This window comes from Ensifer sp. 4252 (assembly GCF_050434565.1).
GTDB lineage: Bacteria > Pseudomonadota > Alphaproteobacteria > Rhizobiales > Rhizobiaceae > Ensifer.
Genome location: NZ_JBNDIU010000001.1, coordinates 1,059,290 through 1,080,176 on the forward strand (window position 1 = coordinate 1,059,290; position 20,887 = coordinate 1,080,176).

Consider the following 20,887-nt stretch of genomic DNA (forward strand, 5'->3'; position numbering starts at 1 on the left):
GGTTGTTACTTCCGTACCGTCATGAGCATCATTCGGTGAAACGCCTTGACGAGCCCGGCACTGAGCTCGTAGTCGCGCTTGATCTCACCGGTCTTCATCATTTCCTGCTCGATCGCGACGCTGTTGCCGGATTGCTGGATCTGAACGCCGTCGAGCATGCTGACCTCGGCCACCTGCGAGGCTTCGAGGCTCTCGGTGAAGTGCGCCTTGTTGGTCGCGGCCATCTGGATGCCGGTGTTCTGCAAAACGCTTTCGAACGGCTTGACGTCCTTGGCCTTGTAGTGCGGCGTATTCGCATTGGCGATGTTGCCGGCCACCACGTTCTGGCGGACCGTCAGCCACTGGGCCTGCCGGGACGCGAGTTCGAAAAGCTGAATCGGTTGCATCAAAAGCTCCATGCTTGTTGATGCGAACCTAGGTCGGTAATCTTGCGTGGGACTTGTCGTCGGAAACAAGCTCGTGGCGGGTGCCGGAGCGCGTCCAAAATGCGGACGACATATCCGTTGCGGATCGTGACGAACCCGCAACGGAGAAAAACTTTCGGAAGATGCAATGGCTGGTCAGTCGGCCTGGTAGACGTCGCCGCTCGACGTGATCATCACCCAGCGTCCTTCACGCTCTTCGAGCGTCGCCAGGCGGCTGTTGTCGGGCAGGATCGAACCGATGCGCACGATGTACATGCCGCTCGTATCCTCGATCAGAGCGCGGCCGTTGGCGACATGCATCAGCTTGAAGCCGGATTTTCCCGGGAATGGCTGCTCGAGCCCCTCTTGCGGAGCGGCGCCATCGGCGGCCGGACCGCCGCCAAGGCCTGGAATGGTCGCCGTCGTCAGCTGGTCGATCGCCGCGACGGTTTCTCCGTCCATGTCGGACATCGCCAGGGGCGATACGGACAGGACACCGCGCGCCGGCTTTTCCGGCAGATCGCGCGTCGAGCCCTGCCAGAGCGGCGGCATCGTGAACTTGTCCTGGTTGAAGAAGGCGTACCAGGGAAAGAAGGTCGCGAGAGCCGCCAGCATGATGCCGGTTGCGGCCAACGCCTTGTCGATCATCGGCATGCCGGATTCGCGCTTGCGCTGGCGGATCGTTTCGTCCGCGTCGTAGTCGGTCACACCCATCACCTCGGCCTCATCCCTGCAGCACCCGGCTGATTGCCCATTGCCGCGGCCTTCAGCGCGCCGGCAAGATCGGAAAATGCGTCCTGCGTCGGCGGCTCACTCGCCGTCTGCGTCAGGACGTCGTAGATCACCGGCACCTGCTTGATCGCCATGTCGAGATCGGGGTCGCCACCCGGGCGATAACCGCCGATCAGGCGCAGGTCGCGCGTTTCCTCGAAGCGGTGGATCAGCGATTTCAGTCGCGACACGAGTTTTTCCTGGTCCGGCGTCCAGGCCTTGCGTGCCAGACGGGAGATCGACGCCAGCGGATTGATCGGCGGGTAGCGCCCCTCTTCCGCCAGGCTGCGCTCGAGCACGATGTGCCCATCGAGAATGCCGCGCGTCGAGTCGGCGATGGGATCGTTGTGGTTGTCGCCGTCCACCAGGATCGAGATGATCGCGGTGATGGTGCCCGCGCCCTCGGCGCCCGGCCCTGCGCGCTCAAGCAGGCGCGGCAACTCGGTAAAGACGGAAGCCGGATAACCACGGGCGATCGGCGGTTCGCCGGACGCGGTCGCCACTTCGCGGATCGCATGGGCAAAACGGGTGACGCTGTCGACGATCAAAAGCACATTGTCGCCATTGTCGCGATAGTGCTCGGCAATGGTAACGGCGGTCAGCGGCGCCATCTTGCGCAGCATCGGGCTCTCATCGCTGGTCGCAACAACGGCAACCGATTTGGAAAGGTTGTCGCCGAGCGTATCCTCGATGAATTCGCGCACTTCGCGGCCACGTTCGCCGACGAGCGCGATGACCACCTTGTCGAAAGCGTCGGCGCGCGCGAGCATCGACAGCAGCGTCGATTTACCGACGCCGGAGCCGGCAAAAATGCCGAGGCGCTGGCCGAGGCAGAGCGGCGAAAAGATATCGATCGCCCGCACGCCGGTGCGAAAGCCGTGTTCTACGCGCTTGCGGGTCATCGAGGGCGGGGCCGTGTTGGAAATCGAGCGGCGGACATCGCCCTGCAACAGCGGGCCAAGACCGTCGATCGGCTCGGCAAGCGCGTTGATCGCCCGGCCGCACCATTGGTCGGTCGGCGCGATGCGGAAGGCACCCTTGCGGATGACGGTATCGTGGATGCCGATGGGGTCGCCGGGTTCGATCGGGCAGACAACCACGCGCTCTGGCTCAACCCGCACCACTTCGCCGAGATGCGTTCCAGTCGAACTCTTATGCGCAACGAAATCGCCAAGCCGGACATGTCGCGACAGGCCGGTCACCGTATAGTGGCCCGGAGAAATCGTCTGGACGTGGCCGCCCGGCGCAATCGAGTGTTCAGGTTTGGCGTAGCGTTCGACCAGGCCGGCAAGGGCAGCCAGCGATGTCGATGCGGCGCTCGTCTTCAGGCCTTCGCGTTCCATACCGTTTCCCGTCACGCCTTAGCGGCTGCCACCGAGCGTCTTGATCACTTCGTCGAGCGACCCTTCGCTGTCGCGCATCAGCGCGGTGATGTTGTCGAACGCGCGGGTGACCATGATCAGCTGCGACATTTCCGCGATAGCGTTGACGTTGGATTCTTCGAGGAACCCCTGCATGACGCCGACATCGAAGCGATCGACGACCGGTTCCGGCTGCACATTCGGGAGCACCGCGCTGTTGTCGAGGCGCATGAAGCCCTTACTGAAGTCGGCCTGGTAGAGGCCGAGTGAGGCGACTGCAACGCCGTTCTGGTGGAGGGTGCCGTCGGCGCCGACAGTCACGTCGCCGCCTGAGCCATTGACCTGGATCGGCGCGCCGCCGGCGTCGAGAACCGGATAGCCGCGAATGGTGACGAGCTCACCGGTTTCGGTCAGGGTGAAGCGGCCGTCGCGCGTCAGCGCCGGACCCGACGGCGTGTCGATCTGGAACCAGGCATCGCCCTTGACGGCAAAGTCGAGCGTACCGCCGGTGCGCGTCAGGGAACCGTTGCTGCTATTGAGGAACTCTTCGCCCTTGCTGACGTAGGAAACCTTGGTCGGCTTGGTGTCGCCGAGCATCTGGTTGAACTTCACTTCCGTGCCGCGGAAACCGACGGTGCCCGAGTTTGCGATGTTGTCGGCAAGTGTGTTGAGACGCTTTTCAAGCGCCATCTGCGACGAAATCGCAACGTAAAGACCGGTCTGCACGTTCAGTGTCCCCCGAGTTTCAGGCTGTTGATGGACAGGAGCAGGTCGGAAGAGATGCCGTAGCCGCTCGACGCGCCGAAAACCGCAAGCGGGTCATAACCGTCCGTTGAATTGTTGATTTCCCAGAGAGCGGTAAAGCGATCGAGAAAGTCCGTCAGCTTGGCCGGGTCCTGAAAGTCCTTGAGGTCGATGGCCGTTTCATAGGCGGCCGCCTGACGATCGACCTCGGTTCCGGCGAATTCGTCGGGCAGCTGCAGCGTCGTGCGCACCACCTGCGCCAGCGCCTCGTCGGCAATGATGGCGTAACCGCTGGTGATCGCCGGCGCCATGCGAGCGAAATAGAGCGCGAGCCGCACGCCGGCATTCTCCTCGCCGGCGCTCTGCTCGAGCGTCTGGCGGGCGTATTTGTCGACGACGCCCTTCTGGGCACGATCGAAGGAAGTGGCCGCTTCGCCGTGGCGGGCGAAATTCAGCGATTCGGCCAGTTGCTTGTAGCGGCTGTCGGTCAGCTTGTTGGCGAAGGCATCCTCGTTGTCGACGCCCTCGGTCAGCACCTTGCGCATGAAGGCCTTGGCGTAGCCCATGTCTTCGAGGCCGTGCGCCTTGATCGCGTAGTCGTAGAGGCGCGTGTCGGCGAAAAACTGGTCGATGGTTTTGATGTCGCCGATCTTCGATAGGTAATATTCGGTCTCGCGGGCGACATCCGGCTCTTTGGCGACGCGCTCCAGCGACTTGCCCAAGTCGGCTGTGATCAGCTTGTAGCTCGTATAGGTCGTGGTCACGATCGGTCGCCCTTAGCGGAGTGAGACGGGCGCGACTGGAGAGCCGGCCATACCAAATCCTGACCGGATTGGCTTGCGCGAACCTGTTCCACCGCAATGATTTCCGCCGTTTCGAGGGCCAGCCTCACGCAAGGAAGAAACCTTATCCCGTTAGACGAAAATGGGATCGTGACGGGTATCGAAAATGAACATCATCATCGGGCTTCTTGTGACTTTCGGCTGTATTCTCGGCGGCTACGTAGCCATGGGCGGCCACATGGAAGTCCTCAACCAGCCTTTCGAACTGCTGATTATCGGCGGCGCCGGTATCGGCGGCTTCATCATGGCCAACTCCATGAAGGTGGTGAAGGATACCGGCAAGGCTCTCGGCGAAGCGTTTCGCCATAAGGTTCCCAAGGAGCGGGAGTATCTCGACACGCTCGGCGTTCTCTACTCGCTGATGCGGGACCTGAGAACGAAGTCGCGCAACGAGATCGAAAGCCACATCGACAACCCGGAGGAATCCTCGATCTTTCAGTCGGCGCCGACCGTCCTGAAGAACAAGGAACTGACGGCCTTCATCTGCGACTACGTCCGCCTGATCATCATCGGCAACGCCCGCTCTCACGAGATCGAAGCGCTGATGGATGAGGAAATCCAGACCATTACCCACGACAAGATGAAGTCCTACCACGCACTGACGATCATGGGCGACGCCTTCCCGGCGATCGGCATCGTCGCGGCGGTTCTCGGCGTCATCAAGGCGATGGGCGCGATCAGCGAGGCGCCGGAAGTTCTCGGCGCCAAGATCGCCGCCGCACTCGTCGGCACCCTCCTCGGCGTGTTCCTCTCCTACTCGATCGTCGCTCCGCTGGTCGCCAACATCAAATCCGTCCGCGAGAAACAGAACCGGCTCTATATCATCGTCAAGCAGACGCTGCTTGCCTACATGAACGGTTCGGTTCCGCAGGTCGCGCTTGAATACGGCCGCAAGACGATCTCGGCCTACGAGCGTCCTTCGATCGACGCCGTCGAGCAGGAGATGATGAACCCCGGCGGCGGCAGCGAAAGCAAGGCGGCTTGATCCGATGACATCAGGAACAACCACAAACGTCCATCCCTTCGATAGGAAACTGCTGGCGCGCATGACCGGCGCGCTCGGCGACGACCGCGCGATCGGCCGGGTGGCGCTCGATCTCGGCCAGGTGTTCGGCGAATTCCTTCCGGACATCTGCAAGGCGGAAACCGGCCTCGACATCGCCATCGGCTATGCGGGCTTCCGCACCGGGCTGCGCAACAGCCTGATCGCTGAGCTCGGCAACGGCGTGCTGATCAGCGACATCTGCTTGCGCAACTGGTGCCCCGACTTTCAGATCAGCTGCGACAGCCCGATCATCATCACTATGGTCGAGGCGCTGTTGGGCGCGGAACCGACCGATATCGAAGAGCCGCAGCCACGCACGCTTTCCCCGATCGAAATCGATGTCGCGCAGCCGATCTTCGAGAAGATCGCCGACGTGCTGCGCACCGCCGTCAATGCGTCTGGCGGCTTCGAGCCGATCGTTGCCCGCGCACATAACAGTGCCGCCCGCGGCAAGCCCGACCCGGCGGTCGAGGACGTTCATGCGGCGGCGATCGACATGACGATCGGCTTCGGCCCTGTTTTGTCGACGTTCTCGATCATCGTGCCGCAAAGCGTACTCTTGAAGACGCAGATCGTCTTTCCAAAGGGTGCCGGCCAGAACCGCAAGCAGAAGTCCGAATGGACCGAACAGATGGAGGAGCAGGTTCGTCGCTCCGCCGTCACCATCGAGGCGCGGATCCGGCTGGAAAGCCTGACGCTCGAGACGATCAGCCGCCTTCAGGCCGGCGACGTCATTCCCTTCCACGATGCCCAGGACGTTCGCGTCGACGTGAATGCCAACGGCCGCGACCTCTATGTCTGCGAGTTCGGTCGATCGGGTGCGAAATATACCGTGCGGGTCAAGGACACCCACGGCTCCGAACAGGACATCCTTCGCCACATCATGAGTTAATTCGGCTCGCCGTCGACAGGCAGTAGGCCTGAGGCAAGCTTCAACTGGAATAGTTCGCACATGGCACCCAAGAAAGCACCACTCAACGAACAGGCCGCAGTCGCTGTCGGAGACATGGAACTCGACCAGGCGATCGACGATCTGCGCGGTGTTCTCAAGAAGGATACCGACACGCCGGCTGGCTTCGGCGCTGAGTTCGGCAGCGTCGACACGCTCGGTGGCACCACCGAATTCGGCGGCGACTTCGACGCTCCGGCCGATGGCCTTGGCGCCTTTGGCGGCGACTTCGGCTCGGACACCTTTGGCAGCGACCTGTCGGAGACACCTGCCGCCACCGATTTCGGCGGCGGCAGCAGCTTCGGCGCCAGCGATTTCGGCGCATCGGCCTTCGATGCCGGTGAAACCGCCATCGACACGCCGCCCGGCAGCGGCATGACCGCCAATCTCGACCTGATCATGGACATTCCGATCGATGTTCAGATCGTTCTCGGCACCAGCCGCATGCAGGTATCCGGTCTCATGAACCTGACCGAAGGCGCCACGATTTCGCTCGACCGGCGGATCGGCGAACCGGTCGAAATCATGGTCAACGGCCGGATCATCGGCCGTGGTGAAATTACCGTTCTCGAAGGCGACGACACCCGGTTCGGCGTCAAGCTCATCGAGATCAAGGGCAGCAAGAAGTCATAGAGCCCGATCATTGGGCGAGGGATGAATCCATGATGGATTTCGAAAGTTTTGAGGCTCAGGCACTTTCCAGGCCTCTCAACCAGACCGACAAGGCAGCAGCCGTTCTGCTGGCGATGGGCAAGACCGTCGCCGGAAAGCTGCTGAAGTTCTTCACCCAGAGCGAGCTGCAGGCGATCATCGCTTCGGCGCAGTCGCTGCGGGCCATCCCTCCCCACGAACTGGAAGCGCTGGTCAACGAGTTCGAAGACCTCTTCACCGAGGGCGCCGGCCTCATGGACAATGCCAAGGCGATCGAGAGCATTCTCGAGGAAGGCCTGACCCCGGACGAAGTCGACGGCCTGCTCGGGCGTCGCGCCACCTTCCAGTCCTACGAAGCCAATATCTGGGACCGGCTGCAGGAATGCGACCCGGTTGCGGTCGCGCTGCAGCTGGCCAAGGAACATCCGCAGACCATTGCCTATGTCCTGTCGATGATGCCGTCGAGCTTCGGCGCGAAGGTATTGCTGCAGCTTTCCGAAGAGCAGCGGCCGGATATTCTGAAGCGCGCCGTCAACATGAAGGACGTGAGCCCCAAGGCTGCGTCGATCATCGAGAACCGTGTCATGGAAATGATCGGCGAGATGGAAGCCGAGCGCAACTCCGCCGGCCCGACCAAGATCGCCGAGGTGATGAACGAGCTCGACAAGCCGCAGGTCGACACGCTGCTCGCTTCGCTCGAATCTCTCAGCACCGAATCGGCCAAGAAGGTTCGCCCGAAGATCTTCCTCTTCGACGACGTTCTCTACATGCCGCAGCGCAGCCGCGTTCAGCTCTTCAACGATGTCTCGACCGACATCATCACCATGGCGCTACGCGGTTCGACCTCGGACCTGCGCGAATCGGTTCTCGCCTCCATCGGCGCACGTCAGCGCCGCATGATCGAATCCGATCTTGCCATGGGCGATGCCGGCATCAACCCGCGCGATATCGCCATTGCGCGCCGCTCGATCACACAGGAAGCAATCCGCCTTGCCGCAAGCGGCCAGCTGGAGCTGAAGGAAAAGGAAGCGCAGGCCGCCTGATCCATCCGGCCACCGGGCATTCTTTTAAGGACCGGCGCTAAGCCTGATCGTAGAACCACAACGCGGGCCCTGGGCCCGCGTTTCTGTTTTTGGCGGGATCGACGGCCCCGCATTTCCTGTTGACCCTGCATGATTGCCCCGACAAGGCCCTTGTCTGCCTCGGTTTCCGGGTTCACTACAGGCAGCGCAAGCTCAGCGCTGGCTTGTGGAAACCGGTCGGGAGACTTCCTGTCGCATGTCGGACGATCAGGATAAGGACAGCAAAACAGAGTCCCCGTCGGAGAAAAAGATCTCCGACGCCGCCGACAAGGGTAACGTGCCCTTCTCCCGCGAAGCGACCACGTTTGCCTCGACGGTGGCGATCTACATCTTCTTCGTGTTCTTCCTGACCGACGGTGCCGGCACGGTCGCCGCGGCGCTAAAGGACATTTTCGAGCAGCCGGAAGCCTGGCGACTGAATAACGCCACGGATGTCGTCGCGTTGATGACGCACCTCGCCTGGAAATCGACGGCACTGCTCGTTCCCGTCTTCGTGCTGCTCATCGTCTTCGGCGTCGGCTCTTCCATCTTTCAGAACCTGCCCCGACCTGTGCTCGATCGCATCCAGCCGAAGATGAACCGGATTTCGCCGATGGCAGGCCTGAAGCGCATTTTCGGTGTTCAGGGCCTGGTGGAATTCGGAAAGTCGCTGTTCAAGATCATCGTCGTGTCGATCCTCGTCGTGCTGGTTCTCTGGAACGACTACTTCGCGACGCTCGACCTGATGTTCTCCGACCCGGTGACGATCTTCTCGACGATGACCTCCGATCTCAACCAGGTGATGATCGTCATCATGCTGGCCACGGCCGTTCTGGCGATCGCCGATCTCTTCTGGTCGCGCCATCATTGGTACACCGAACTGATGATGACCAAGCAGGAAGTGAAGGAGGAGATGAAGCAGTCGCAGGGCGACCCGATCGTCAAGTCGCGCCTGCGCTCCATGCAGCGCGATCGGGCGCGCAAGCGCATGATTTCATCCGTGCCAAGGGCGACGCTGGTGATCGCCAACCCTACCCACTATGCCGTTGCGCTCCGTTACGTCCGCGAAGAAAGCGACGCGCCGGTGGTCGTTGCCCTTGGCCAGGACCTCGTTGCCCTGAAAATCCGTGAGATTGCAGAGAAAAACGGCATTCCCGTCTTCGAGGATCCGCCGCTTGCACGCTCCATGTTTGCACAAGTCTCGGTCGATAGTGTGATTCCACCCGTGTTTTACAAGGCAGTTGCCGAACTCATTCACAGGGTGCATGCGCAATCGCAACCAAAACGGATGACGTAACGCCGATGAAAAAGTGCGAATTCTCCGAGAGACGGGAACAGATAGTAGCCGAAGCGATCCGCCCAGTGGCGACCGAATTGCGTCTCATAGACGCTGCGGATTTCATCGCTCTCCTGCGGTTCGAATCCTATGCCAGCCTCGCTGACCTCGTTGAATCGGCCGCCGAGCTCTATTTCCTGCCCGGAACGGTCAATTTCGGTCTCGGCGGAAACTACAATCTGGATTGGGACAGCGAGCCGGAAATCGTGCTCGATCTCGAGCTCAAACCGCGCGGCGTGACCATTTATGTGCGCCTCTCGCTCGGCAACGACACCGCCGGCATCGAGATCAGCCACATCACGTTCCAGAACCCATCGGCGGATCCGGACGAGAACACGGCCTTCCTTGCAAAGAGCCTGACCGAAGCGAAGTTCATCAAATCCTATGAACTGCCTCTGGCATGCTAGAGCGTTTCCGGTCTAAACGGAGTCGCAGAAACACTCTATCTCTTTGTTTCCAAGCATTTCCTGACGGAAAACCGCTTAGCACTTTTCCTGGAAATGCTCCAGGTCGCCCGATCTTCAGCTGATGTAGCCGAGGCGAATAGCCTTGGCGATCGCCTGGATACGGTTGACCGAATCGAGCTTGGTCGTGGCGGCCCCGAGATAGGCGTTCACCGTGTGGACGGAGAGCCCCATCCGTTCAGCGATCTCCTCACTGATATGGCCGTCGCCCGCCATCTGCAGGCAGGCGATTTCGCGATCGCTGAGCGTCTCGGCCTGCACCATGCGCTTCTCGTCTGCCGCCAGAAGGTCGGTCATGATCGTGCAGCTGCGGCCATGCAGATCGACGACCTGCTCGGTCGTCGCATCGACATAGCTGCCGGCGAAGACCACATATCCATTGCCCTGTGCACCGAGCCGCACGGGAAAGGCAAGGCCCGAATAGGGCAGTTTGCGCCCTTTCAGACGGTGAGCGAAGTGTCCGAAATCGGACATCTCGGCCGCCTGGTGTTCGCCCGAGCCGTTCCAAAGCACCGGCAGCAGCGATGTGTCGAGGTGGGCCGTCAACTCCTCGCCGTATTGAGTGATGAGATCATGCGCGTTCGCTTCCGAGGAGATGCCCCAGTTGTCGAGCACGCAGGTCAGCTTGCGCACCGCGCCCATACCCTTGCCGTTGAGGCGCAGCACGGCGAAATGCTTGGCGTTGATCTGACGCTGCATCGCCTGCAATCGTGTGATCAGGGTCGCCGCGCGCGCCGCCCTGCCGCTGCGGCTGTGGCGATCGTCGTCGCTGCGTCCATTGGCGAGGAAATGGGTCATTCGTCTCGCCCCTCAAACCAGGTTGTTTCGGACGGCATAGGCGATCGCTTCGGAGCGGGTTCGCGTGGCCGTTTTTCGCATGACGCTGGTGATGTAGTTGTTGATCGTGTTGCGGGAGATCCCGAGAATGACGGCGATCTCTTCGCTCGTCTTGCCCTCGGCGATCCAGAAGAGGCATTCCAGTTCACGGTCGGTGAGCTCGAAGTCGCGATCGTGCCGCACCTCGGCGCGTGTGGTGAAGCTTGCGAGGTATCCGGCAAGCAGCGTCACATCGCGCAAGCTCTCCTGCGAGAGGATCACATCCTCGGGAACGAGCAGCATCAACGAGAAGCGCAGCCGTCCGACATTGAAGGTGACTGCGCAATATTCGCGGCTGATGCCGCGTGGCAGGTCGATGTCGTCGGGCAGCGAATAAAACATTGGCTGCAGCACCGAGAGGCATTTTTCAAGCTCGGTCGTCTTGGCGTGAAGCCCCGTGACGATGCCCGAAAGGCGTCTGACGATGTCGAATGGCCAATCCGAGCAGACGACGAAATCGAGCCCGTTATCCTGCGAGAGATCGTATCGTGCCAGGAGATAATGGCTCGCGCCGACATATTCGGTCAGGGCCGCAAGCCCACTTCCCAGATTGGCGCGCCCCGCCATCTCGCCCAGCCGCCTGAACAACTGGTCACGCGTAAGCCCACCGCCGCGTAGGCGTGCCGACGCTGTCGGCAAAGGCCAGACAGTTATGTCTGCTTGCGAAATGTCCATGATGTCAGCCCCCGTGCCGGATTCACCGCCCTGGAACCTGCGCTGCACTGTCGCCGCCAACAGCCGGCCCAAGCCGAATATCACCACCAGTCGCAATTCAGGACGCGAATCAACTGTTAAAAATGTACATCCGTCCTAAAAAAAAACCACCGCCATCTTCTCGCTATTTACTTCACCACCCGTTCATGAAACGATTCGTCCAGATGCTGCTTCAGCATTGTCCGATCCCGGCATCGCGCAGCACCTGTTTTGACATAGCGTTGATATTTAAATGAGTTTTGCCGTTCTAATTGTCCCTGCTCCGCTGCCGCACCGATTTTGCGCAGCGCCGGGCACGTCGCTGAGCACAAATCCAGCCCGAATTTCGTCATTCACCAGAGTCAGAAGAAGCTTCGAATAGCGGCGAATTTTACTTTCGACCGACGTCTGTTGCGAAAATGCACCAATTGTTCACTCACACAACTGCAGTCTATCAATATATAAAACTCGAATACGTTACGAATTATTATCGACTAATCCAATTTATATTCCAATTTAACTATGTATTGACGGGAACGGACGCAGTAACCCGACCCGCCTTCCGCACCTGGGCGGCAACGGCGGAATCTAAAAATTAAGATCTCGTTAAAGTATTACAATCGCGGGTCGCACCCATGACTCTGGCGACGGCACAACGATTCTTGCCGCGGATTCAGCGGCCGATACCGGCAACCGCCGAGACTCGCACAATATTTGTACGGAACATGACGGCAAGCGCGCCGCACCCGCAACGCCTGGAAAACGAAAAATCCCGCCGAAGCGGCGGGATTTGTCATATCAGACGATTTCTGTGTGATCAGGCGGCTTTCTCGAGAGCCCATTTGCGCAGGATCTTTGCGGCGCGCTCTTCGCTGATCTCGACCATGCGTGAAAGGCGCCTTTCCGGTCCTTCCTTGACGCGACGGTTGAACGCGCCTGCGTCTTCGCCCATGTTGAGCAGATCGTCGGTGCTGTCGAAGCCGAAGTCGGAGCCGAAGCCGTCCATGAGGGCGCCACCGGCACCTGCAGTCGCAGGAGAGAAATCGGGCAGTTCGAGACCGGCGGATTCGTTGGCGAGCTGGCCGGAGCTTCCACCAAGGCCGAGCTGGCGAGCCAGCGGCCGCATGCCCATCCAGACGACCAGGAAGGCGACGACGACGAAGGCGAGCGCATTGATGATGCCGCCAAGGTTGCGCGTCAGCGTCTCCATGATGCCCGGACCGGCGACGGCCTGGTCGAGCAACTGCGTCTCGACGAAGTCCATGGCGTTCAGCGTCACGACGTCGCCACGGTTCGCGTCGATGCCGGCGGCAGACGATACGATTTTCTGCATTTCCTGAAGGTACGCGTCGATCTTCGCCTGATCGACGGGCTCGCCGACCATGGCCGCAATCCGACCGCGATTGACGACCACGGCAATCGACAGGCGCTCAACCGTGTAGCTGTTCTTCACGGTGGCGATCGTCTTGCTGTTGATCTCGTAGTTGGTCTGCTCTTCCTTTTTCTCGGCCTGGTCGTTCGACTGCGGGCCGGCGCCGCCACGTGGGGCGGCCTGCGGAATGTTCTGCTGAACGGTCGCGGCATTGTCCGGCTGCTGCTGGCTGGACTTCTGCTCTTCCTTGGTCACGCGGGTGGAGCGCTCGACACGCGATTCCGGATCGAACATCGTCTCCTGAATCTGCTGTGTGTCGGTGTTGAGGCGAGCCGTGACGCTGGTGCGGAAGTTGTCCATGCCGAGGAATGGAGCGAGCGCGTTATCGATCTTCTTCTCGAGCTCGGTCTGGACGTTCTGAACGACGCCCAGCGACTGGTTGAGGGCACTGTTGGCCGGATCGTCGCCCGAGGCGAGAAGCTGGCCGGTCGAATCGAGAATGGTGACGTCATCGACGTCGAGCCCCGGTACGGACGAGGCAACGAGGTGGCGGATCGACGCTGCCGCGCTGCGGCCGACCGTGGCGCTGGCGCGGATCATTACCGAGGCGGTCGGGTTCTGGTCTGCTTTACGGAAGCTGCCGCGCTCCGGCATGACGATGTGGACGCGGGCGGCGGCAATCCCGGAAATCTGTTGGATGGTGCGTCCGATTTCGCCTTCAAGCGCGCGAACCCGGGTGACTTCCTGCATGAAGGAGGTCAGGCCGAGCGAGCCGACATTGTCGAAGAGTTCGTAGCCGGCATTGGCACTGCTCGGCAGGCCGCGCTCGGCGAGCAGCAGGCGGGACTTGCCGGTCATGCCGACCGGAACCTGGATGCTGCCGCCATCCGCACCGACGTTGAAGTCGATGTTGGCCTCGGCAAGCGCAATGCTGATCTGAGTGACGTCGCTTCGCTCGAGCCCGACATAGAGCGTCTCGAACGATGGCCTGTTGACGTAGATACCGGCCCCCAGAACCATGCCGACAGCGATAATGCCGGCGGCTGCCAGCGCTATCAGCTTGCCTTGCCCCAGACTGGCGAGGTTCTTCGTGAACATCGAAAATTGATTCAACAGACTCATTCTGTTTCCGCACCCAGTATCGCAGGACATTCGAGCCGGTCATCCGACGAGCGCCCTGCGCAGTTCCAACATTTGGTTTTCTGGGTTTCGCGCGCCCCGTAACGACTTCCAATACACGCGAATCCATCAGCCCCGATCGGGACCGTAGGAAACGAAACTTGCGCGAACTTGGCTTTCGCCGACAGTCTCGGGGAAATCGGGGGATATAACTGTAGAGAAATCTGGCTACACCGACGTCGATGCAGCCCCAAGGCTAGAGCGCCTCCATCTTAAACGGGGTTGCGGAAGCGCTCTCTTTGCTTCACGTCTTCCCTGACGGAAACCCGCTTCGCACCTTCCTGGAAAGGCTTTAGAACGCCTCGAAGTCGCCCGCTGACTTGGTCAGCGGCTGCGAATGACCGTGACGCAGCATGCCGTTGCCCAGCGCCTTCTTCATGTCGGCGAGCTTGACCAGATTGACGGCCGTGGTCACGTCGACGAGGCAGGTCTCGGGGATCGCCGCCGTGACCGTGTCGATGAATTCGGCAAGACCCCGGGTCTTCTGCACGGCCAGATCGATGCCCTGCAGCACCATCATGTCGTCGGGATTGCCCAGTGCCGAGGCGCCGCGCGCGCCGAGCAGCTGCGGCTCGATCCGCTCGATGAGATAGGCGACGTCGTGAAGTTCGGTGACGACGCGCATCAACACTTCAGGCAGCGATTCTTCCACGTGCGGCATGTGGCCCTGGTAGTCAGTCTGCATTGTCGGTTCTCACGTGGTTTTTCTAGCGATAGTGCAGGCGCATGGTTTGCCTGCGGAGCAAGCCCCCCGCAGGATCAGAAGAATTCGATGGAGCTCTCGACCGGACGCGGTGCCACCACCGGGCGCTCTTCCAGCTGGACCGTGCGCTGGGTTTCCACCCCTGTCAGTGCGTACTGACGGGCGCGGCCCGACGACGGCCAGTATTCGAGCTTGCGGCCGTGTTCACCGCCCGTGCTCTCGCCGACGATGCGGATGCCTTCGTCGAGCAGGAACTGCCGGGCAAAGGCGGCATTCTGCTCGCCGACATTCGAGAACCGCGCAATGGTCTTGGCGCCGCCGAAGATCTTGGCCTCGAGCCGATCGCGGCGGGCACCCTGTTTCAACAGGCCGTTGATCAAGAGTTCCATGAGATGGACCCCATAGCGGGTAGCGTCGCCACCGGAAGCGGGCGACGACGCCGATCCCGGCAGCAGGAAATGATTCATGCCGCCGACTCCGACCACGGGATCGCGCATGCACGCGGCCACGCAGGAACCGAGAATGGTCGACAACACCACATTGGGATCGTTGAAGACCTTGTACTCGCCCTGGATGACATGCACGCGCTTGCCAACGGCTTCCATGTTCATTTCAATGCCCCAAATACGGCTTCGATCGCGGCCTTCATCTTTTCGATGGTGAACGGCTTGGCCAGCACGTTGTTGGCTCCGAGTGCGGCCGCCTTCTGGACCAGTGCGCGGTCACCCTGCGCCGTCAGAATGATGAACGCCGCCTTCTTGGTGGCCGGGTTGGACCGCACCGCCTGGAGCAGGCCGAGGCCGTCCATCTTCGGCATGTTGAAGTCGGAGATGACGAGGTGATGCGGGTTCTGGGCCATGATCTTCATGCCCTGTTCCCCGTCACCGGCGGCGGTGATCTGCTTGAAGCCCAGCTGCTGCAAGGCGTCGCCCAGAAGCAGGCGGCTCGTGACCTGATCGTCGACGATCAGAACTTTTATTTTTTCGGCGATGGACATTATTCGCTTCCTTCCTTCCGGAGCGCCGCTGTCTTCAGTATCTCTTCCCCGATGGAACCAAGGGGGAGCTGCGTTTCGACGGCACCCAATTCATAGGCAACTCTCGGCATGCCGTAGACGACACATGTCTTTTCGTTTTGGCCGAAGGTCTTTGCCCCGGCATGCCGCATTTTCAGGAGACCGGATGCGCCGTCGCGGCCCATGCCAGTCAGGATGACGCCGATCGCATTGCGACCGGCAAGTTCGGCGACCGAATCGAACAGCACGTCAACCGAAGGACGGTGGCCGTTGACCGGATCGCGATCGACCAGACGGCAGCAAGGTGCCGTCGGATTGGAGACCTGCAGGTGACGCTCGCCGCCCGGCGCCAGGTAGACCTTGCCGATTTCCAGGCGCGCGCCATCGGTTGCTTCCTGCACCGCCGGTGCGCACAGGCGATTGAGCCGCTCGGCAAAGCTTTTGGTGAAAGTGTGCGGCATGTGCTGCGTGATTACCGTCGGCGGGCAGTTCGCCGGGAACTTCTGCAACACGGTGATCAGCGCCTCGACGCCGCCGGTCGACGCACCAATCGCGATGATCTTGCGCCCGGCGCGGTATTCCGAAGCACCATTGACATTGGCCGCCGTGGGTGCGGCCGCCTTGTTGCCGGTGATGATGAACTTGCGCTGCGACCGGGCGGCCGCCTTTACCTTGTCGACGAGACCGGCAAAAGGATTGGGATCCCCCGGAAGCGGCTTTCCGACGCAGTCGAACGCGCCGATTTCAAGCGCGGCGATTGTCGCCTCGGCACCTTTGTGCGTCAGCGTCGAAACCATGATGACCGGCATCGGGCGCAGGCGCATGATCTTGTCGAGGAATTCGAGGCCGTTCATGTTCGGCATCTCGATGTCGAGGGTGACGACATCAGGATCGAGCTGCTTGATCGCCTGGCGCGCTTCCATCGCATCGGCCGCCTGGCCAACGACGGTGACGCCGGGATCGGAATTGAGAACGGCCGTGATCAGACCACGCATGGTGGCCGAGTCATCGACGACGAGAACGCGAGCGGGTGCAGTCATACCCGTCCTCCATGAAACTTTCCGGTATGGCGGTAGGTGGTGATGCCGATGTTGTCGAACTGCGACTTGGCGTCGCCCGACACGCGCTCGGAATGACCGATGTAAAGATGGCCGTTGGTGCCGAGCATGCCGGCAAAGCGCGACCAGATCTTCATCTGCGTCGGCTCGTCGAAATAGATCACGACGTTGCGGCAGAAGATGACGTCGAACGGTCCCTTGAACGGCCATTGCGCCATCAGGTTCAGTTCGTTGAAGGTGATGAGCCGCTTGACGCGATCGTCGATCTGCCACTTGAAGCGGCCGCCGGCATTGACCTCGTCGAACCATTGCTTCCGCATGGCCGGATTGACCGTCTCGAGCGCGGTGGCGTCATAGGCGCCGGCCCGTGCCAGCGCCAGGATCTTCGGGTCGATATCGGTCGCGAGAATGCGGAAGTCATAATCGGCCGCATTCGGCAGCAGCGACAGCACCGTCAACGCGATCGAATAGGGCTCCTGCCCGTCCGAGCAGGCGGCAGACCAGATGCGCACGCGCCCACCGGCCTTGGCGCGGGCAATCAGCTCCGGCAGAACCTCGGTCTTCAGATGTTCAAAATGGTGGTTCTCTCGAAAGAAGCGGGTGAAGTTCGTCGTCAGATGCGAAAGCATGTCGCGGCGGGCGGCAGCACCTGACGGCGAGGAGACCAGCTGGCAGTAGTCGCGAAAGCCCTTGAGACCGAGGTTGCGGATGTGCTTCGACAGCCGGGAATAGACGAGCGATGCCTTGGTCTCGTTGAGGTAGATGCCGGCGTCGGCATAGATCATCGCTGCGATTTCGCTGAGATCGCGGCGCGTCAGCGGATACTCACCGCTTGCCAGGCATTCGTCGGGTGACTGCTTCTGTTCCAGAATGGCCTGGTTTCTCATGCTGCTTCCCTTTCTTCCTGCGGGAAGACGGATTCGAGTTCTATCAGGCAGATCAGCCGGCCTTCGATCGCGAGCACGCCGCGGGCGAAGCTCCTTTCGAATTCGGACGAGATGACATCCGGCGTCGGCTGGATTTTGTCGTCGGTGATCGTCAGGATGTCGGAGACGGCGTCGACGAGCAGGCCGACCACCTGGTTCTTCACCTGGGCGACGATGATGACATGGCGGACCGTCGGCTCGGCCGGCTTCATGCCGAGGCGTGCCGAGAGATCGACGATCGGCAGTACCGCACCGCGCAGATTGATGATGCCGAGCATGTAGGACGGCGCATGCGGCATCGCAGTCGCCGGTGTCCATCCGCGAATTTCGCGCACGGACATCACGTTCACGCAGAACTCCTGATCGCCGACGCGGAAAGCGATCAGCTCTCGTCCGTCCGTGGTCAGATTCTTTGCGGCATAGGTCATCACATTCATCCAGCGGCGGCGAGAGACATTTCAGGCTTCAGCGACTGGCCACGCGAAGCTGCCACGATCGTGTCGACATCGAGGATGAGCGCCACCCGACCGTCGCCGAGAATGGTCGCGGCAGCGATACCCGGCACGTGGGTGTAGTTGGCCTCGAGGCTCTTGATGACGACCTGGCGTTGGCCCTGGATGGCGTCGACCATGAGTGCGCGCTGGCCCCCACCTTCGGATTCCACCAGTAGCGCCACCCCTTCGACCGGGTTTGCCTGGCTGGCGCGGAAGTTGAGGATGCGACCGACATCGACAAGCGGGCAGAAGGAGTTGCGGATCGAGATCAGCCGCTGGTTGGAGCCGAAGGAATGGATTGCGGCGGCTTCCGGTTGCAGGGTCTCGACGATTGCCGTCAGCGGCACCACCAGCGTCTGGTTGGCGACCGTGACCACCATGCCGTCAAGCACGGCAAGCGTCAGCGGCAGGCTCATGGTGAAGACCGAGCCGTGGCCGGGCTTCGACGAGATGTTGATGCGACCACCAAGCGCCTGGATCGAGCGCTTAACTACGTCCATGCCGACGCCGCGGCCGGAAATGTCGGAGATCTTGTCGGCGGTGGAGAAGCCGGCATGGAAGATCAGGTTGTCGATCTCTTCGTCGGAGAGATTGGCGTCGGCGGCGATCAGATCGTTGTCGATTGCCTTCTGGCGCACCTTCTCGCGGTTGATGCCGGCGCCGTCATCGGCAAGCTCGATGACGATACGGCCCGAGCGATGCTTTGCCGTCAGGCGCACGGTGCCTTCGGCGCTCTTGCCGGCGGCAAGTCGCTTCTCCGGCGTTTCGAGGCCATGATCGACCGCGTTGCGGATCATGTGGGTCAGCGGTTCGGCCAGCTTGTCGATGACCGTCTTGTCGACTTCGGTGTTTTCACCTTCGGTGATGAGGCGGACCGACTTGCCTGTCATGTCGGCGATTTCGCGAACGATGCGCGACATGCGCTGGAACACCGGCTTTACCGGCTGCGCGCGGATCGCCATCACCGAATCCTGGATCTCACGGGTGAGCTGCTGCAGCTCTTCGAGACCCATGTTGATCGACGAGGTGCCGTTGGCGTCGTTTTCGACCACGCTCTGCGACAGCATCGCCTGGTTGATCACGAGCTCGCCGACGAGGTTGATCAGCCGGTCGACGCGATCGAGATCGACACGGATCGTCGGTGTCGCGGCGGATGCGGCTGCCTGCTGTGCGGCTGCAGATTGGGCAGCAGCGCTTGCCGCAGCGCCGGCCGACTTTTCAGCGGGTGCGCGGGCGGCCGCCTGGGCCATCTGCAGCACGTTGCTGGCTGTGGCTGCAGCGGAGACCGCCGCGTCGCGGATTTCCTGGCGGGCTGCCAGCTGCTCTTCTTCCTCGACCACGCCGACCGACACGGCCGGCTCGTCATCAAGGATCGACAGGTCGAACGGTACGGGCTGCATCGGCAGCTCCTCGCCGGGAACGCCTGCATCGCCAGCAACCAGCGAAACCTCGAGGTCGCAATCCCACTCGGCGAATTCGAACACGGTGCGGATCGCGTCCTCACCCTTGTCGGTTTTCAGCGAGATCTTCCAGGAGAAGTAAGCGGATTCCGGGCTCAGGCGATCGAGCGCCGGGAGCGCGTCCATGTCGCAATGGATGCTCATCTCGCCAAGGCGGGAGAGGTCGCGCAGAAGCAGCGTTGCCTCGTTGCCCTTGGCATAGAGATCCGATTTGGGCTTGAAGACGATCTCGTAGGTGGGCAGCTCCATTACCGGCTCGTCCGCCTCGAAATCATCGAAGGAGAACGCCACCGGCTGGAAGCCTTCGTCGTTGGCAACGGGGGCAGCAACCACCGGCGCGGCCTTGGCGACCGGCTCGGGAGCAGCCGACACCTGAAGCACTTCGCCGTTGGCAAGCGCTTCGAGTTCCTTGATCAGCTGGCGGCTGCGGGCCTCATCGACGCTGCCGCCATCGCGGGCAGCGTTCGTCAGGTCGGCCAGAACGTCGGCCGACTTCAGCATTACCTTCAGAACCTCAGGACCGGGGTCGAGCCTGTTGGAGCGAACGCAATCAAGTGTCGTCTCGAACACGTGGGCGAAGGAGACGAGGTCGTCGAGCCCGAAAGCGCCAGCACCACCCTTGATCGAGTGCACGGCGCGAAACACAGCATTGACCGTTTCCGGATCGCGGTCGCCGTCATTGAGCTTCAGAAGACCCGATTCCAGTTCGGCGAGTTGTTCCTCGCACTCCTGAAAGAAGATCTCTTTGATTTCGTTCATATCCATTGGAGGCTATCCTCGGACTTCAGGCCGTTACGCGCTCGATTGCATCAATCAGTTTCGTCGGGTCGAACGGCTTGACGATCCAGCCGGTCGCACCGGCCTGACGGGCGCGGTTCTTCTTTTCGGCATCGCTTTCCGTGGTCAGGACCAGGATCGGAATGGCGCGGTAGCGGTCGTTCTTGCGCACGCCTTCGATGAAGCCGAAGCCGTCGAGACGCGGCATGTTGATGTCGGTGACGATGACATCGGGGTTGGCTTCTTCGAGAACCTCAAGGCCCTCGACGCCGTCTTCTGCCTGGATCGTTTCGAAGCCGGCATTGTTCAGCGTGACCAGAAGCATGTTCCGGATCGTCCGGGAGTCGTCGACTGTCAGAACTCGCTTTTTCATTCTTCAAATCTCCTTTGCCATCAGGTGATCGATATCGACCCCGATGAGCTGTGTCGTTTTCTCGAAAGCGTCCGACACCTTGCTGAAGGTGAAAGACAAATGATCCTCTTCCCAAGTCCTGGCGCCTGCCATCAACACCTGAACGCAAAGCGTTCCCACCCGCTCGACCGCCGAGGCATCAATCACGAGATTGCTGCCCTTCAGGCCCAAAAGCTTCTCATGCAGCGACGTCGCTTCGTTCAGGTCCAACACCGGAGCGAGGCTGAGCGTCTTTTGAGCGGTCTTCTTGCTGGCCATTCCTGTTTTCCTCGACTGCGAACTCTTGAGTGCCCC

At 61.2% G+C, this 20,887-nt stretch carries 23 protein-coding genes; 6 read left to right on the forward strand and 17 right to left on the reverse strand.

All coding sequences use genetic code 11. The features are described from left to right. Positions 1 to 5 precede the first annotated feature (5 nt). The 5 genes from flgB to ABIE33_RS05225 form a co-directional block, all read right to left on the reverse strand. Positions 6 to 386 (reverse strand): flagellar basal body rod protein FlgB, encoded by a 381-nt coding sequence (flgB, locus tag ABIE33_RS05205; RefSeq protein WP_429122214.1) that lies wholly within the window; start codon positions 384 to 386, stop codon positions 6 to 8. 174 nt (positions 387 to 560) lie between these two features. After that, positions 561 to 1,118, reverse strand: coding sequence for a flagellar protein (locus ABIE33_RS05210; RefSeq protein WP_429122217.1), 558 nt, complete (start codon positions 1,116 to 1,118; stop codon positions 561 to 563). Further along, entirely contained in the window at positions 1,118 to 2,518 is a 1,401-nt protein-coding gene (gene fliI / locus ABIE33_RS05215) for a flagellar protein export ATPase FliI (RefSeq protein ID WP_429122220.1), read from the reverse strand. Before fliI ends, ABIE33_RS05210 begins: the two co-directional genes overlap by 1 nt. Positions 2,519 to 2,536: 18 nt before the next feature. Beyond that, on the reverse strand, positions 2,537 to 3,262 hold the full coding sequence (gene flgF, locus ABIE33_RS05220) for a flagellar basal-body rod protein FlgF (RefSeq protein ID WP_429122222.1): 726 nt from the start codon (positions 3,260 to 3,262) through the stop codon (positions 2,537 to 2,539). Between the two features lie 2 nt (positions 3,263 to 3,264). Beyond that, positions 3,265 to 4,044: a DUF1217 domain-containing protein gene (locus ABIE33_RS05225; protein WP_429122225.1), complete on the reverse strand. Its 780-nt coding sequence runs from the start codon at positions 4,042 to 4,044 to the stop codon at positions 3,265 to 3,267. Positions 4,045 to 4,228: 184 nt separating this feature from the next. On the opposite strand from ABIE33_RS05225, the gene motA reads away from it, so the two are divergent. The 6 genes from motA to ABIE33_RS05255 all read left to right on the forward strand — a co-directional run bounded on the left by motA (position 4,229) and on the right by ABIE33_RS05255 (position 9,571). After that, on the forward strand, positions 4,229 to 5,107 hold the full coding sequence (gene motA, locus ABIE33_RS05230; RefSeq protein WP_053250472.1) for a flagellar motor stator protein MotA: 879 nt from the start codon (positions 4,229 to 4,231) through the stop codon (positions 5,105 to 5,107). 4 nt (positions 5,108 to 5,111) lie between these two features. Next, on the forward strand, positions 5,112 to 6,059 hold the full coding sequence (locus ABIE33_RS05235) for a FliM/FliN family flagellar motor switch protein (RefSeq protein WP_429122228.1): 948 nt from the start codon (positions 5,112 to 5,114) through the stop codon (positions 6,057 to 6,059). A 60-nt stretch (positions 6,060 to 6,119) separates the two neighbouring features. Further along, positions 6,120 to 6,749: a flagellar motor switch protein FliN gene (gene fliN / locus ABIE33_RS05240; RefSeq protein ID WP_429122230.1), complete on the forward strand. Its 630-nt coding sequence runs from the start codon at positions 6,120 to 6,122 to the stop codon at positions 6,747 to 6,749. Between the two features lie 29 nt (positions 6,750 to 6,778). Next, positions 6,779 to 7,810 (forward strand): flagellar motor switch protein FliG, encoded by a 1,032-nt coding sequence (gene fliG / locus ABIE33_RS05245; RefSeq protein ID WP_025425910.1) that lies wholly within the window; start codon positions 6,779 to 6,781, stop codon positions 7,808 to 7,810. 235 nt (positions 7,811 to 8,045) lie between these two features. Next, entirely contained in the window at positions 8,046 to 9,125 is a 1,080-nt protein-coding gene (flhB, locus tag ABIE33_RS05250) for a flagellar biosynthesis protein FlhB (protein ID WP_429122234.1), read from the forward strand. 5 nt (positions 9,126 to 9,130) lie between these two features. Further along, a complete protein-coding gene (locus ABIE33_RS05255) occupies positions 9,131 to 9,571 on the forward strand; it encodes a hypothetical protein (protein WP_025425908.1) in 441 nt (146 codons plus the stop codon). Positions 9,572 to 9,685: 114 nt separating this feature from the next. Here the strand turns inward: ABIE33_RS05255 and visR are convergent, their stop codons facing one another. The 12 genes from visR to ABIE33_RS05315 form a co-directional block, all read right to left on the reverse strand. Then, a complete protein-coding gene (gene visR / locus ABIE33_RS05260; protein ID WP_429122237.1) occupies positions 9,686 to 10,426 on the reverse strand; it encodes a transcriptional regulator VisR in 741 nt (246 codons plus the stop codon). 12 nt (positions 10,427 to 10,438) lie between these two features. Beyond that, positions 10,439 to 11,179, reverse strand: a complete 741-nt coding sequence (gene visN, locus ABIE33_RS05265; RefSeq protein ID WP_429122240.1) for a transcriptional regulator VisN — start codon at positions 11,177 to 11,179, stop codon at positions 10,439 to 10,441. 835 nt (positions 11,180 to 12,014) lie between these two features. Continuing rightward, entirely contained in the window at positions 12,015 to 13,691 is a 1,677-nt protein-coding gene (gene fliF / locus ABIE33_RS05270; RefSeq protein ID WP_429122243.1) for a flagellar basal-body MS-ring/collar protein FliF, read from the reverse strand. A 349-nt stretch (positions 13,692 to 14,040) separates the two neighbouring features. Continuing rightward, positions 14,041 to 14,433: a chemotaxis protein CheT gene (cheT, locus tag ABIE33_RS05275; protein ID WP_429122246.1), complete on the reverse strand. Its 393-nt coding sequence runs from the start codon at positions 14,431 to 14,433 to the stop codon at positions 14,041 to 14,043. A 74-nt stretch (positions 14,434 to 14,507) separates the two neighbouring features. Continuing rightward, entirely contained in the window at positions 14,508 to 15,062 is a 555-nt protein-coding gene (cheD, locus tag ABIE33_RS05280) for a chemoreceptor glutamine deamidase CheD (RefSeq protein WP_053250482.1), read from the reverse strand. Next, positions 15,059 to 15,448 carry a response regulator gene (locus ABIE33_RS05285; protein ID WP_025425902.1) on the reverse strand — a complete coding sequence of 130 codons (390 nt, stop codon included), beginning with the start codon at positions 15,446 to 15,448 and terminating at the stop codon, positions 15,059 to 15,061. The genes cheD and ABIE33_RS05285 overlap by 4 nt, the downstream gene beginning before the upstream one ends. Beyond that, positions 15,448 to 16,506, reverse strand: coding sequence for a protein-glutamate methylesterase/protein-glutamine glutaminase (locus ABIE33_RS05290; protein WP_429122249.1), 1,059 nt, complete (start codon positions 16,504 to 16,506; stop codon positions 15,448 to 15,450). The genes ABIE33_RS05285 and ABIE33_RS05290 overlap by 1 nt, the downstream gene beginning before the upstream one ends. After that, positions 16,503 to 17,411, reverse strand: coding sequence for a protein-glutamate O-methyltransferase CheR (gene cheR, locus ABIE33_RS05295; protein WP_429122252.1), 909 nt, complete (start codon positions 17,409 to 17,411; stop codon positions 16,503 to 16,505). The genes ABIE33_RS05290 and cheR overlap by 4 nt, the downstream gene beginning before the upstream one ends. After that, a complete protein-coding gene (locus ABIE33_RS05300) occupies positions 17,408 to 17,878 on the reverse strand; it encodes a chemotaxis protein CheW (RefSeq protein ID WP_429122254.1) in 471 nt (156 codons plus the stop codon). Before ABIE33_RS05300 ends, cheR begins: the two co-directional genes overlap by 4 nt. A 5-nt stretch (positions 17,879 to 17,883) precedes the next feature. Continuing rightward, entirely contained in the window at positions 17,884 to 20,169 is a 2,286-nt protein-coding gene (locus ABIE33_RS05305) for a chemotaxis protein CheA (protein WP_429122257.1), read from the reverse strand. Positions 20,170 to 20,188: 19 nt separating this feature from the next. Continuing rightward, positions 20,189 to 20,554, reverse strand: a complete 366-nt coding sequence (locus tag ABIE33_RS05310) for a response regulator (RefSeq protein WP_025425897.1) — start codon at positions 20,552 to 20,554, stop codon at positions 20,189 to 20,191. Positions 20,555 to 20,557: 3 nt separating this feature from the next. Further along, on the reverse strand, positions 20,558 to 20,851 hold the full coding sequence (locus ABIE33_RS05315; RefSeq protein ID WP_429122260.1) for an STAS domain-containing protein: 294 nt from the start codon (positions 20,849 to 20,851) through the stop codon (positions 20,558 to 20,560). Positions 20,852 to 20,887 lie beyond the last annotated feature (36 nt).

Bases quoted from the DNA above. Each gene is read 5' to 3' on its own strand.
- fliF (WP_429122243.1), bottom strand. From the start codon at position 13,691: ATGAGTCTGTTGAATCAATTTTCGATGTTCACGAAGAACCTCGCCAGT.
- ABIE33_RS05255 (WP_025425908.1), top strand. From the start codon at position 9,131: ATGAAAAAGTGCGAATTCTCCGAGAGACGGGAACAGATAGTAGCCGAA.
- motA (WP_053250472.1), top strand. From the start codon at position 4,229: ATGAACATCATCATCGGGCTTCTTGTGACTTTCGGCTGTATTCTCGGC.
- ABIE33_RS05285 (WP_025425902.1), bottom strand. From the start codon at position 15,448: ATGTCCATCGCCGAAAAAATAAAAGTTCTGATCGTCGACGATCAGGTC.
- fliN (WP_429122230.1), top strand. From the start codon at position 6,120: ATGGCACCCAAGAAAGCACCACTCAACGAACAGGCCGCAGTCGCTGTC.
- ABIE33_RS05305 (WP_429122257.1), bottom strand. From the start codon at position 20,169: ATGGATATGAACGAAATCAAAGAGATCTTCTTTCAGGAGTGCGAGGAA.
- ABIE33_RS05235 (WP_429122228.1), top strand. From the start codon at position 5,112: ATGACATCAGGAACAACCACAAACGTCCATCCCTTCGATAGGAAACTG.
- flgB (WP_429122214.1), bottom strand. From the start codon at position 386: ATGCAACCGATTCAGCTTTTCGAACTCGCGTCCCGGCAGGCCCAGTGG.
- flhB (WP_429122234.1), top strand. From the start codon at position 8,046: ATGTCGGACGATCAGGATAAGGACAGCAAAACAGAGTCCCCGTCGGAG.
- ABIE33_RS05290 (WP_429122249.1), bottom strand. From the start codon at position 16,506: ATGACTGCACCCGCTCGCGTTCTCGTCGTCGATGACTCGGCCACCATG.
- ABIE33_RS05315 (WP_429122260.1), bottom strand. From the start codon at position 20,851: ATGGCCAGCAAGAAGACCGCTCAAAAGACGCTCAGCCTCGCTCCGGTG.
- cheT (WP_429122246.1), bottom strand. From the start codon at position 14,433: ATGCAGACTGACTACCAGGGCCACATGCCGCACGTGGAAGAATCGCTG.
- ABIE33_RS05310 (WP_025425897.1), bottom strand. From the start codon at position 20,554: ATGAAAAAGCGAGTTCTGACAGTCGACGACTCCCGGACGATCCGGAAC.
- visN (WP_429122240.1), bottom strand. From the start codon at position 11,179: ATGGACATTTCGCAAGCAGACATAACTGTCTGGCCTTTGCCGACAGCG.
- cheD (WP_053250482.1), bottom strand. From the start codon at position 15,062: ATGAACATGGAAGCCGTTGGCAAGCGCGTGCATGTCATCCAGGGCGAG.
- cheR (WP_429122252.1), bottom strand. From the start codon at position 17,411: ATGAGAAACCAGGCCATTCTGGAACAGAAGCAGTCACCCGACGAATGC.
- fliI (WP_429122220.1), bottom strand. From the start codon at position 2,518: ATGGAACGCGAAGGCCTGAAGACGAGCGCCGCATCGACATCGCTGGCT.
- visR (WP_429122237.1), bottom strand. From the start codon at position 10,426: ATGACCCATTTCCTCGCCAATGGACGCAGCGACGACGATCGCCACAGC.
- ABIE33_RS05300 (WP_429122254.1), bottom strand. From the start codon at position 17,878: ATGACCTATGCCGCAAAGAATCTGACCACGGACGGACGAGAGCTGATC.
- ABIE33_RS05210 (WP_429122217.1), bottom strand. From the start codon at position 1,118: ATGGGTGTGACCGACTACGACGCGGACGAAACGATCCGCCAGCGCAAG.
- fliG (WP_025425910.1), top strand. From the start codon at position 6,779: ATGATGGATTTCGAAAGTTTTGAGGCTCAGGCACTTTCCAGGCCTCTC.